Here is a 13229-nt window from a genome sequence, read left to right as displayed (position 1 = left end):
ATAAGGAATGAACCACAATGTACAAAAAGATTATATTTTGTTCAATGCTAGGGTTAACTATATCGGCATCGGCATTTAGTAATGATAAGGTTTCCGATAGCAATAAGCAAGACGCTGATATTCATCAATTTTACGTTCAAGAAGGTACAGATCCGACTTGGTCAGAAGTCTTGAGTACAGATGCGTTAAAACCGTTACAGACCCATACTTCAGCAGGTTTTGAAGGATCTAAAATTAAAATCAATCGCGAAAAAGTTGAGACGGGACCTTATGGGGATCGACCAATCAATAGCGAAAGCAATAAATATCGTATACATACTGTAGGCCACCCTTCAATTAAGCAGGACCAATTTCATTTATGGAGCCGTTGGTATCAAGAAGACGGTAACACACAAATTTTCCGACTATTTAAAGACGAAGAGAATGTTAGTAATAAGCGTGAGCTAGCGGCTCGAGTAGAGGCATTTAGCCCTCAAGACCGTTGGTTAACTGAACCGGGTGTTTGGCATGAGTTTTCAGCACGCTTCAACGTCTTGAAAGCCGCGGGGTGCTCAGCAGAGCCTGTTAAAAAACACTACTGTTCTTTGTTCCAAGCCAAGGGTAATAACGTCGACCATTGGTCTGTCATGTTGAGAGTTCATGGTGACGGAAGTCTGTGGTTTTATCCACGCGGCGCTAAGCACACAAAAATTCGTGACAATGTCATAGGTCAGCCATTTGATATGAAAGTTCGTGACAATGGCGTGGATTATGAAATGTATATCGATGGTGAGTTAGTGGGTACTGGGCAATTTAAACGTACCGAAAAAATTGGATTTAGATGGGGAATCTATGTTGGTGCAACCAAAGTCCTTGATGATATTTTAGTTCTGGTTACTGGAGCAAGTATGAAGTAGCTTTATTGAAATGGGTAAACCAATTCAATAGTAAATATCTAGAAAAAGCTAGACGGTGATGGTTTCACAGTCTGGCTCATTATGTAGATGGTTCATCGTTTATCAATTTATTGAACTATTTCGTTAATATATAACATGATTAAGAGATTTAGACTGTGGTACGAGGATCTGGCTGATGAGAAAAATGTTACTACTAAAGAATAAATTGTTGTTTATTTGTATCGCACCTTTATTACTTGTTTCGTTGGTCTTGTTTATAACCACTATCAATGAGTTGGATTCTTTCAAAGAAGAGCAAATAGCTCGTGAGCGTGTCGTTCTATTGGAACAAAAGAAAAGCGAATTAAAACACCTAGTAACGTTAGCTCTATCTTCCATGGAAGATATATTAAAACTTCCCGCTTCAACAGAGCGAGATATGATGGTTGTCAACATGGCGAATCGTTTTAATTTTGATGATGACTCTTTCTTCTTTATTAACTCTTATGATCAATGGTCAATTGCAAATGGTCGATTAAATAGAACTGAGCCAAAGAAGCTGACGTTTGCTCGCGAAATCCCAACCGAACCGCATCCGCTCGAGAAAATGGTGGCTCAAGCCCAAAAAGGGGGCGGATTTGTCCAGTATGACGCACAAAAAAGTACAAATTCCGCATACTATCCAAAGCTTGCCTACACGCAAAATGTGCCCGGTTATGATTGGTTTATCGGTACTGGATACTTTATTGATGATATAGAGCTTGCTGCGCAAATGAAAGTGAATTCATTTGAAGCAACAATAACCCGAATTATGAACCAGACAGGTATGATCACGTTGGTCATTTTTATCCTGTCATTAGTTGCGTGCGCGTTTTCTATTATTAGGGCTTTAAAGCCGTTTGATAATATGAATGAAGCATTACAAGACATTGCTCATGGTCAGGGAGACTTAACTCGTAATTTGGTGGTTGAAGTTGATGATGAAGTGGGTCGATGTGCTAAGTCATTTAATGACTTTTCAGATAAAATTCGCATGATTGTCACGAGCGTTTCAACAGAGGCGAAGGTGATTAAAGGCGCATCTACTGCACTAGATAACTCATCCAAATCCAGTTTAGATCTAGTACAAGAGCAAAAGGTTAAAACAGAATTTTTGACCCATGTCATTCATGAAATGATCACAAGCGCACAAGAAATTGCCAACAACGGGGTTCAAGCCGCTAGTGCTGCTAATGAGGCAACAGAGGAAGCAACAAAAACATCGGCGTCACTATTCGAGGCGGTGCAAGAGCTGAACAAGCTCAATGAAGATATTAATATGTCCTCAAGTGCGATGAATGAGTTAAGACAAGAGACGGAAGCGATCGGCTCGGTACTTGAGGTAATTCAACAAATAGCGGAACAAACGAACTTGCTGGCTCTTAATGCCGCTATTGAAGCTGCCCGAGCCGGTGAACAAGGGCGAGGTTTTGCAGTTGTAGCTGATGAAGTAAGGACTCTTGCTAGCAGGACCCAGGCGAGTACCGAAGAGATTCGTGTAATGATCGACAAACTACAAATTAGCGCAAATAATGTTGTTGAATCAATGACGGTGAGTAGAGCGTCGAGTGTTCATGCTAAAACAGTCGCTGAAGAATCTCACCACTCTCTAGATAGAGTGAATCAAGCAATTACTTTGTTGAATGAGGTAAATGCTACGATTTCGACGGCTGCCAATGAGCAGACTTCGGTCACAGAAGAATTAAACTCTAATCTACATGGCTTATTTGAGCTTGCTAATAATACCGAATCTGAAGTCAATTCTGTGGCTAAAATTAGTTATGAGTTGAAGCAAAATGTCGTTGCACTCGATAAAGAAATGTCACAATTTACAGTGTGATCAGCTAAATGACTAAAACATGAAGTGACGGCAGTGTCACTGCAAGGATTATTGAATTGCTAGATAAAGTCTTTGAAATATACTGCCACGTCAGTCATGCTCATCAAGTTTTTAAGCATGATGGACCTCGCGATATTATGCCAACCATTCAAAGTGTCTTTACATATATTTTCAATACGTTTTCGTTCGATTACGTTCAGTCAGTTAATATCACTAGAGTGCTTTACCGAAGAATGAGGATAATTTTGTGACTCGTTATTTTTACATCGTTTTAGTTTCCCATCTATTGTTGTCTTCCGCGGCTTTTGCTAGCGTTGAACAGCCATCAGACTTGCCACTTGTCGCAACTATTATAGGTTCCGGTTCACCTAATTATAATGCTGATCGCGCTCAATCAGGAGTTCTCATTACGCAAGGGGATACTAGATTATTAGTTGATATGGGTGACGGTGTCAGAAATAACCTCTATAAACAGGGGACAGATCCAAGAATGCTTGATGCACTGATCTTTACTCACCATCATGTTGATCACAACGCTGATTATATTCCGATTTTGGTGCAGAGCGTGATGGGCAAAAAGCCTGTTAGAATTTATGGCCCTAGTAATACCAAACACTTAACACAAACCTTACTCGATCTGTACCACGAAGATTTAAGCTATCGTCTTGCAAAAAGAGGCAGGACATTGGATGTGCGGGCTAGTCAAATTACCACAAACGATCTTAAAACGGGTGATACTTTCTCTGTTGGTGATATCAAGGTTTCTACTTTAGAAGTACCTCATACGATAGAAACTTTAGCTTACCGCTTTGATTATAAACAACAGTCCATTGTTGTCACTGGTGACCTTGTATATACCGATGAACTAGGCCCATTTGCTAAGGGAGTCGACTGTCTAATTATTGATTCGGGAGGTGTAGTAATGGAGGGGAAAGATGCGAAAAGGAACAAACGTCGAGGGCAGGGCCCAAGGTTAAGCGTAGTCGATAGCAGTAAGAAACACCGACAAAACAGCGCTCATTTGGGCCTTACGGATTCTGCCTTGATTGCAAAGCAAGCTGGAGCTCAAAATCTGGTTTACGTTCATTTTGGCGTTGGGCAAGTGAATATAGACGCTACTTTAGCGGAGGTCAGAAAGCAGTATGCTGGTACCGTTATCTTTTCTGATGATTTAATGGAATTAGACTGTGGAGGCTAGGGTTTGCCAGGACACACACCAAAAACAGTTAGTTAAGGAGTGCGTCCTTTTTTGATTTCTTTAATTGATTGGAGGCGACTAAGCGATTCTGCCTGCGGCTTTTATTTTAATATGCACCATGTTGCCCTGAAGGTAACTGAGCGGTATTTCACTGCGCTCAATCACCGACACACTGTTTGCGCACGCACCTGCTTCCATAGCGAGTTGGCAGGCTTCTTTCTCCAAGTTAGCCAATATCTCAGCTCGCTGGTTAGGTTCGATGGGGACAATCTTATCTAGCTGACCCGATATCTCTCCGAGCGCGACACCAATCGCATTGGCGACTTCAAAGTGCTCTGGACGAACGACAGAGCTGACACCTTCAAATTGATTGGGCATTAGCGCGCTGCCACCGCCAACGAGAATAACGGGCACTTTAGTAGCAGAAGTCTTCATTCTGTCGATGGCATCTTCGACCTTTTCTACCATATGAGCGTAGATTTGATTGGCCGTTTCTGGTGCCAAATCAATAGACTCTTGCTTTGCCTTACCTGTCCATTCCATCACTTGTTTGGTGAGTGCCACGTCAGTGAGTGTTAACGTATCCCCACCAAAGCTGAGTGCCTTTTGAGTGAGCTCATGACCGACACTTTCAGGACCTAACTGAATGTCACCATCGGTGAGCGTTACTTTGGTGCCCCCGCCAATGGCGATGGCTAAAATGTCCGGCATGCGAAAGTTAGTGCGCACTTCACCAAGCTCGACGGCTACGCTAGATTCGCGAGGGTAGCCATGTGTTAACGCACCGACATCTGAGGTTGTACCGCCGACATCGACCACAATAGCATCATCAAGCTTAGTGAGGTGACTTGCCCCACGAATGGAGTTAGTAGGACCGCACGCCACAGTAAGAATAGGGTACTTAAGCGCGAACTCTTGAGACATCAGTGTCCCATCGTTTTGCCCGAAATATGGCGTAACAGCGATGCGGTGTTTCTCTAGCGCGTGGCAAAATCCTTCGACAAAGCGTTTCGCTGTACCTTGCAGGGCCGCATTTAAAATAGTGGCGTTCTCACGCTCTAAGATACCTAGACTGCCAACCTTGTGCGAAAGGGAAATATTAGCCTCAGGCAGTTCCTCTTTCACCCACTGTTCAACCAATAGCTCTTGGTCACCGTTAACGGGAGAAAACACACCACAAATCGCTACAGAATCAACTTTGCCCTTCATCTTCTGACACAACTGACGGATCTCTTGCTCATCCACGTCGGCGATTTTTTGACCGTCGTACTCATAGCCACCGTGGGCTTGATAGAAATGCTCGCCGAGTAAGGTTTGCCAAGACGCGCTCCAACCACAAAGAGGTGGCACAGCGCTGCCGCTCGGCAGTGCTAGGCGAAGCATACCTACCTTGTCGAGACCTCGCTTCTCAACAATGGCATTGGTACATTGAGTCGTGCCAAGCATGGCATGTTTGACAATCTCACCTGTCAGGTTTGCTTGGTGCAATAGTTCATCAATGGCGTTATCAATGCTCGTCGAAATATCGTGTGTTGTCGCTACCTTTACCTTAGAGATAACCTTGAGCGACTCATCCAAAAGGACACCGTCTGTGTTGGTTCCACCGACATCAATACCGAGGCGATAAATAGCGGTTGTCATAGTCCTGCCTCCGTATTTGTACGTTTCGAAAGGTTTTCGATGGCGACATACTCAACGCCATAGCCAAAGTAATCGGGACCGGCGACTTCGATACCCTTAGCAGTGCGCCATTTGGGATCGCAAGGGTAAGCGATAAGCTCAATTCGCTGTCCGTATCTAAGCTGCTCGGTCGTTATGGGTTGCCCAGTTTCATGGTCTAGGATGCTGATTAAATCGGGTGTGCAAGCTAGGAGCGATTCTTGGCTCATATCACTCGCCTTAGTTCCCTTATGAGCGAGCAACAGTTCATTTTGGAAATGAACGTAGACGGGATCCGCATTACTTTCAGAGGCTTTAAGCGGCTCAATGACGACACCGCCCGTTACGAAACCACCGCCGGTATTTCGGTCGATATCGACAATCTTACCGCTAATAATTCGGTGTCCTTCAGCAATGTCCAACACGGCATCGACCGCGCTGTCACCACGAGCGTTTGCTTCACGAATGGCTTTTCCTATCTGCATGGCTTTGGTCAGGGTCGCACCGAGTGCGCTGCGTTTGAGCTCTTCGCCATACATAGGGTAATCACACATCGCTGCAGAGCCACCCATTTGCTCAGTGATTGGGCGAGCAAATCGCTCAGACCAAACACCGTCGATAGGGTGTAGGGTCACGACGTTACCCTTTTCATCAGCAAGCGTGTTGGGTGCGGACGGCAAACCGTCTAAATAAAAGGTCACCATTTGCGACTCTGGGAATGCGCGTCCCATGGCATCACAGTCGATCACTGGGATCCCTTTTTGTGCAGCAACCAAAATTGGGATCAATGAGTTGAAACCGCCAACCTCAATAGGGAAGGTCGCTTCGATACGCTCACCGACGGCTTGTTCCATCGCTTCAAACGCCACCAACATTTGATCTTGAGAGTTGAGTTTCTCAATGGCGACGGTGGGTGCGCCGATCATCGACGAAGGCACTGTCATCCAGTCATCTTTCACCTCATCCAGCGAAATAAGCTCGACAGGCTTTTCCGCATTGGCGATGGCAACTTTTGCCATCAGCGCACCACTATAAGGGTCACCACCCCCTCCGGTGCCAAGTACAGTGGCACCTAGGGCAATGTCATCAATCATTTGATCATTGAAAATCACGAACCGCTTCCTTATTTGATACTGACAGCTTTACAAGCACAATGTAGGCAACGAAGGACGCAAGAATACCGTCAATCGCTGAAATACTGGTTAATGAGAATAGGTTGAAGAATTCGCCTGCTGTGCATGCACTCACCGCACTACCAAATGCCCAAGCGACCAAGCCTTTTAGCATCCAGTTTGGTGCACTTTGAATACGTTCAAACTCAAGTGCAGACTTATCTAAGAAGTAGTATTGAGCTAGGTAAACACCTGCTGAAGGCGCAATCGTCACACCCAGAAGTGTGAGAAATGCAGTAAACATATCGATCATGCCAAGCTGAGCGATAGCGAGGCCAAGAATGGTCATCATGATGACCAAAATAGGACGCGGTACATTTGGCAACACAACCGACATGCCCAGAGCGCCCGAGACAAGGTTGCTGCTGTTGGTCGTCCACTGAGCAAACACCAGAACGATGATCGCTGCCATACCTAAACCAATGCCGAAGAACACATTGACGAGGTCGTCGGAGCCAGTCATTTGCGTGAGCAGCAGGGCAACAACAATCGTCGCGCTGTTACCAAATAGGAAGCCAAAACCGGCACCGAGAATCGCGTCTTTGCGCGTTTTCGCGTAGCGGGCAATATCAGGAGCCGCGACAGCAGCGAGGATCCAAATCGACATGACATAAGAAATAGCCTCACCCATAGAGAGTGGCGACTCAATAACCTTGTCACCCGCGCTCTGCGCACCTGCCGCCATAAATAGGCCAACAGTAATCAGTGTCACCATGAGTGGTACTGAATAGGCGCTAAGCTTACCGAGCGCTCGGACACCATAGATTGCGGTGATCATCATGAGTACGCCGCCACCAACCAACGCAGCAAAGTGAGAGACGACGATGTCATACTGCGCTAGCGCATCGACAAGTATGTAGGCGAAAAAGTCCGCCTGAAACGCGAACCAGCCAACAAGAGAAACACCATTGATAGCGCCGAGGACCTTACCACCGTGGCGACCAAATACAGAGCTACTCATTAATGGTGTTGAGACGCCAGATTGGAAACCAATATTAGCGCAAAGCATGGCAAGTACGGCGAGAATGGCAGAGCCCGCGAACGTCGCAAATAGGGCGTCGTGAATGGTGAGTCCGGTACTCAGAAACGCACCCAAGAACAGACCAGAGATATCTATACCAATTGCAAGCCAGATCAGACTGATGACATACCATGAGCGTTTTGCTTTCTCGGGTACGGGTTCTAACTCAAAGTCATCAATCTTCCGTGCTGTTTGTGTGTTCGCCATCCTAAGCTCCTAAATAATTATCCATAAAGTTCACATAAAAAAAGTTAGCAGCTTGTTACATACAAATAAATACATATTATTAGATACAAACATTCGTTTTTGGTTATGTATTAAATTATGGCTATTCATATTGAGAAACTGGACAAGCGCGACCTGAGACGATTAGAGATTTTCTGCGAGATCGTTGAGCAGGGCGGCATCAGCAATGCTACCGTAAGTACTGGGCTGAGTCAGCCTGTGCTGAGTAATCAGTTAATAGAACTCGAAAAGAGCCTGGGCGTGACGCTTTGTAAGCGAGGCCGAAGTGGGTTTGATTTAACAAGTGAAGGACACACTGTGTATGGTTATGCAAATGAACTGAGTAATGTGCTTAGTGATTTTGCCTTTAAATTGAAGGGAGTACAGTCAAAGCTGACGGGGCAAGTGCGTGTTGGTATTCTCGATAATACTATTACGCTTCCTAGTAATCCGGTTCCGGCCGCCATCGAAAATTTCTATAAGCTGAGCGACAGTGTGGAGCTCACGCTCGAAGTCGGCGATTACACCTTGCTTAATGAAAAGTTGGCGAAGGGGCAACTGGACATGATGATCGTCGTTCTCGCCGAACATCAACTTGATGCCTTTAGTCATGCTGAGTTTCTGTTCACTGAAAAGAGTTATCTCTTTGCCCGCGAAGACGTTGCAAAGGAAATTGAAACTCGCAATCACTCGCTTGAAGGACGACGCATTAATATTGGTGGCTACGCTTCTGAGATAATGCGTAAGCTTTTGAATGTTGAGCAGTACCAACAACTAAAGCTCATCGATGGCTGGAATGTTGAATCTGGCGCTTTGCTAGCGATGGCCGGGACGCATTTGAGCTTTCTCCCTAGTCACCTTATTGAAAGCAACCGCGCTCAACAGGCACTGGTGGCTGTTAATCCGAAGGAATGGTGGTTTACGAGTGATTTTTCGGTTGTATTGAAGGGAGCAAAGACCGCATTATCTCCTGCTGCAAATGCATTTTATGAGTGTTTAATTAGCCATAAACGTTAGCCAAGCAGAAATGACGGTTATACAAGCTATATATTTACGTTTGTTTGCGATTACTTGTACTATTTACGCAACAAGACATACAAAGATGCCAAAGCTCATGAACTTATCTCAATTTGATATTAACTCTCTGACGATTCTAAAAACCTTGTTGGATGAAAAGCATGTCTCGAATACCGCTTTGGCAATGAACATTAGTCAATCTTCGGTAAGTCGCGCGCTGCAGAAAATGAGACTTTTGTTTTCAGATGAGCTACTTGTTCGAACTCATGCCGGTTATGAGCTCACCCCAAAAGCGGTCAGTATCAAGGCGGACATCAACACCGTAATCAACAGCCTTGAGGTTTTGGTTCACAAACAGGCTTTTGAGCCAAAACAAGACTCCAGTGTTGTCAGGTTTTTTGGCCTTTTTCCCCAGGTCAATACTTTAATGCCGAGAATTGTCTCAGAGCTTCGTGAGCAAGCTCCTAATATGGTGGTGAGTATCGATACGACCGCACAACGCCACTTTGATGCGCTGGTGGCCGGAGATATACATTTTGTGTTGTCATCCCATCAACCCCCAACATCGGAACAAAACCTTTACCGAATGTTAGTGGCTAAGCGTGAATTTCAATTACTGATGAACCGAGACCATCCGTTGGCAGAAGAAACGCTTAGTGCCAAAAATTTGCTGCCTTGTCACTTTGGGCAAATATCTTTGCAGGGAGAACAAACTCTCTCTTTTGAGCATAAGTTTATAGAGTTGGGGTTGGTTGATCGCAAGAATCGCCTTTCGATACCGGTCAGACTTAGCCATTTCAGTTCTGCGGCAAGTATTGCTGCTGAGTCGGATGTTATCTTCCACCTTCCCACGCCCTTCGCACAAGAGGCCGCGAGAGACGATAGACTGATCGTTCGTGACGTACCTGAAGAGCTGAAATTGGACTTTCAATCGGTCTACCTCTACTGGCACAAGCGATTTCATGAGGATTCAATGTGTGAGTGGATTCGAGATATCTTTAAAAAACAATATGGTGATGGGCAAGCAATAGCATAAATGTGGCGGGTACTATACCCGTGATCATTGAAGACGCTTGATTTTTTCTGAATAGAGGATCATGCTAGCAACTATGAAAATTACTCTGACCAATGAACAAAAGCAGGAACTAAAAATCCAGCACAGCACAACGCGTGACGGACGAGTTCGTGACCGTATAAAAGCGGTTATTCATGCGAGTAATGGTTGGTGCCCCGAAGAAATTGCAGACGCACTTCTTATTCATGAATCCACTGTTCGACAACATATCAAAGATTACCTAGAGTCGAACAAGCTCAAGCCTGAAAATGGCGGTTCACAAAGCTATCTATCGGCTCGGCAAACCCAAGAGTTGGTTCAGCATCTAACTGAAAATACATACCACCATTCGTCCGAGATTATTGCGTACGTGTTTGAAAGGTTTCAGATTCACTATAGTGTTCCTGGCATGAACAAATGGCTTCATCACAATGGTTTCAGCTACAAGCAGCCGAAAGGCGTTCCACATAAGTTCGATGAGGAAAAACAGCAAGCGTTCATAGAGGCTTATGAAGCACTGAAAGCAAGCTGTGGCGAGGATGAATCGATAGTGTTTATCGATGCCGTTCACCCCACACTGTCAACCAAACTCTCCCATGGTTGGATACGTACAGGTCAAAGTAAAGTTCTGGACACAACAGGTAATCGTAGCCGATTGAACATTGTTGGTGCTCTGAACCTATCAGATATTGGAGCGACCATTGTTAGCGAATACGACAGCATTAACAGTGAAAACATGGTTCGATTTTTCTGCAAACTCAGAGAGAGCTACCCGCTAAATCACAAGCTCCATGTCATCTTAGATGGAGCTGGATATCACCGCAGTGATTTAGTCAGAGATGCGGCATTTGTCCTTAATATTGAACTGCATTATCTCCCACCTTACAGCCCGAATCTTAACCCAATAGAGCGGCTTTGGAAGGTTATGAACGAGAAGTCAAGGAATAACGTTTACTTCAAAAGTAAACGGGATTTCAAGGAAGCCATTACCCAATTCTTTACGGTGACTCTTCCAGAGATTGCAGGCTCGCTGACGTCTCGAATCAATGATAATTTTCAGGTGTTCAAGCCTGCATCTTCAAGTTGATTGGGTATATGCACAATGCGGATAGCCACATTCGATGTTCTAGATACTGTAATGGTTGTGGTGAAACTGTTTTGATTGTTTAATTGATAACGATTATCAATAGCAAAAAAAGTTTGCCAACCCATGCCGTCTATTCAACACCTTAAAGTTCCTACCTATGCTGGTGCCGCTTGTATCAGTTTGTGTGCCTTGTCTTTTCCTGTTATTTCTGATGAGAAGGCTTCAGAAGCTATGGAAACCATGGTTGTCACAGCTTCAGGTCATGAACAATTCGTCACACAGGCTCCGGCATCGATCAGCGTGATTGACCGAGAACAGATTGAAAACCGTTCATATCGTGACCTAACTGATGCGATTAGAGACCTCCCAGGGGTTGTTGTCACGGGTGGAGGCTCTCGACAGGAAATTTCTCTTCGAGGTATGCCTTCCGATTACACGGCTATTCTAGTGGATGGAAGAAAGCAATCTGGTCGTCAGACACAGGTAAGTAGTGGCGGCGGCTTTGAGCAAGATTGGCTTCCACCTCTCAGTGCAATTGAGCGTATTGAGGTTGTGAGAGGTCCCATGTCTACCCTTTACGGTTCAGATGCGATAGGCGGCGTTATCAATGTAATTACTAGAAAGGATTACCAGCAGTGGCATGGTAATCTTCGTGCTGAAGCGACCGTTCAGGAAAACCCTAAATCAGGCAATGAGTATCAGGGTGAAATTCATTTAGCAGGTCCGGTTATCAAAGACTTGCTTAGTGCTTCGCTAACGGGTCTCTATCAAGAGCGTGTAGAAGATGAGATTCTTTATGCCAATGGTGGAAAAGATCTAGAAAACTATCGAGCTGCTCTCTACCTTACCCCAAATGATGCAAATACGTTTACCCTTGACTACGCCTACCATGATCAAAAGCGTGTTAACACAGACGGCAAGACTCGAACATCGACATCTGAAACCAATAATAATCGTAACGCAATTGGGCTTGCTCATAGCGGGAACTATCTTTGGGGTAATGGGAATTCCTACCTAAGTCGTGAGCGTGTGGAAAATGTGGGTAGGGAACTAGAAGTAGAAAATACCAATGCTAATACTCAATGGTCGCTACCGTTCAGTGAGCATTTAGTTACGCTTGGTGCTGCATTTGAACAACAACAGTTGGATAATCAAGACTACGTGTTCAAAAACTCACAATGGTCTTTATTTGCTGAAGATGAATGGTATTTGTCGGATAGCTTTACGCTAACGGCAGGTCTACGTTATGACAATAACCAACAGTTCAGTTCTCAGTTCAGCCCACGTGTTTATGGTGTGTGGAATGTAGCGGATGCATGGACGTTAAAAGGCGGTGTATCAACGGGTTACAAAGCGCCAAGTTTAACAGAGATGGAGGGTGATTGGGTTCAAGAGAGCTGTAATGGTCGTTGCGATGTGTATGGAAACCCAGATTTAGAACCTGAAACTTCGATCAATACGGAAATGGGTGTGTACTTTGTGGGTGATAGCTCCCTTACTTCAAATGTGACGCTATTTTACAATGATTTCAATGACAAAATCGATAAGGTGAATCTAGACAGTAATTGCTCGGGCCGTGCATGTGACGCAACTTACGTGAACATTGAAGATGCGATCACCTATGGTACTGAAGCCGCAATTTCAAAGCAGATCACAGCAAGTATCAAGCTAGCTGCAACCTATACATTTACCCACAGTGAGAAAAAATCTGGAGACGACAAGGGTCAACCTCTAACTCAGATGCCTCGCCATTTAGCTAACCTGAATGCGGACTGGGAAATTCAGTCAGACATTCGATCTTGGTTGCGTGTTTCTTATCGAGATAAAGAAGCAGATACCATTGCAAGAGATTCGAGCAACTCGTTGGCTCCGGCTGTGACTTATGTCGATGTGGGTGGTAATTGGCAGGTAACAAACAATGTTCGTTTGATGGCGGGGATATACAACCTGCTGGATAAGCAGACGACCTATGAAGAGTACGGTTACGTCGAAGATGGGCGTCGCTACTGGCTTGCAATTAATACGAGTTTCTAAACCTGATT

Annotated in this window: 10 protein-coding genes; 7 read left to right on the top strand and 3 right to left on the bottom strand. The window is 44.8% G+C overall.

All coding sequences use genetic code 11. The annotated features are described in order from the left end of the window. The first annotated feature begins 17 nt into the window (after positions 1 to 17). The 3 genes from AC6I8U_RS20300 to AC6I8U_RS20290 all read left to right on the top strand — a co-directional run bounded on the left by AC6I8U_RS20300 (position 18) and on the right by AC6I8U_RS20290 (position 3952). Positions 18 to 896, top strand: coding sequence for a hypothetical protein (locus AC6I8U_RS20300; RefSeq protein WP_498019492.1), 879 nt, complete (start codon positions 18 to 20; stop codon positions 894 to 896). A 175-nt stretch (positions 897 to 1071) separates the two neighbouring features. Further along, on the top strand, positions 1072 to 2754 hold the full coding sequence (locus AC6I8U_RS20295) for a methyl-accepting chemotaxis protein (RefSeq protein WP_498019491.1): 1683 nt from the start codon (positions 1072 to 1074) through the stop codon (positions 2752 to 2754). Between the two features lie 247 nt (positions 2755 to 3001). After that, a complete protein-coding gene (locus tag AC6I8U_RS20290) occupies positions 3002 to 3952 on the top strand; it encodes an MBL fold metallo-hydrolase (RefSeq protein ID WP_498019490.1) in 951 nt (316 codons plus the stop codon). A gap of 78 nt (positions 3953 to 4030) precedes the next feature. Here the strand turns inward: AC6I8U_RS20290 and AC6I8U_RS20285 are convergent, their stop codons facing one another. The 3 genes from AC6I8U_RS20285 to AC6I8U_RS20275 are packed head-to-tail and all read right to left on the bottom strand — an operon-like array spanning position 4031 to position 8011. Further along, positions 4031 to 5593, bottom strand: coding sequence for a hydantoinase/oxoprolinase N-terminal domain-containing protein (locus AC6I8U_RS20285; protein ID WP_498019489.1), 1563 nt, complete (start codon positions 5591 to 5593; stop codon positions 4031 to 4033). Then, positions 5590 to 6723 carry an S-methyl thiohydantoin desulfurase family protein gene (locus AC6I8U_RS20280; RefSeq protein WP_498019488.1) on the bottom strand — a complete coding sequence of 378 codons (1134 nt, stop codon included), beginning with the start codon at positions 6721 to 6723 and terminating at the stop codon, positions 5590 to 5592. The genes AC6I8U_RS20285 and AC6I8U_RS20280 overlap by 4 nt, the downstream gene beginning before the upstream one ends. Continuing rightward, positions 6710 to 8011: a cytosine permease gene (locus AC6I8U_RS20275; RefSeq protein ID WP_498019487.1), complete on the bottom strand. Its 1302-nt coding sequence runs from the start codon at positions 8009 to 8011 to the stop codon at positions 6710 to 6712. Before AC6I8U_RS20275 ends, AC6I8U_RS20280 begins: the two co-directional genes overlap by 14 nt. Before the next feature lie 117 nt (positions 8012 to 8128). Between AC6I8U_RS20275 and AC6I8U_RS20270 the strand changes: the two genes are divergently transcribed. The 4 genes from AC6I8U_RS20270 to AC6I8U_RS20255 all read left to right on the top strand — a co-directional run bounded on the left by AC6I8U_RS20270 (position 8129) and on the right by AC6I8U_RS20255 (position 13221). Then, positions 8129 to 9046 carry a LysR family transcriptional regulator gene (locus tag AC6I8U_RS20270; RefSeq protein WP_498019486.1) on the top strand — a complete coding sequence of 306 codons (918 nt, stop codon included), beginning with the start codon at positions 8129 to 8131 and terminating at the stop codon, positions 9044 to 9046. Between the two features lie 97 nt (positions 9047 to 9143). After that, positions 9144 to 10082, top strand: coding sequence for a LysR family transcriptional regulator (locus AC6I8U_RS20265; protein WP_498019485.1), 939 nt, complete (start codon positions 9144 to 9146; stop codon positions 10080 to 10082). 73 nt (positions 10083 to 10155) lie between these two features. Beyond that, entirely contained in the window at positions 10156 to 11187 is a 1032-nt protein-coding gene (locus tag AC6I8U_RS20260) for an IS630 family transposase (protein WP_498016718.1), read from the top strand. 123 nt (positions 11188 to 11310) lie between these two features. Next, a complete protein-coding gene (locus AC6I8U_RS20255; RefSeq protein WP_498019484.1) occupies positions 11311 to 13221 on the top strand; it encodes a TonB-dependent receptor domain-containing protein in 1911 nt (636 codons plus the stop codon). The last annotated feature ends 8 nt before the right edge of the window (positions 13222 to 13229 follow it).

This window comes from Vibrio sp. KUL80 (genome assembly GCF_059725495.1).
This window is presented reverse-complemented; position numbering and strand designations above follow the sequence as displayed.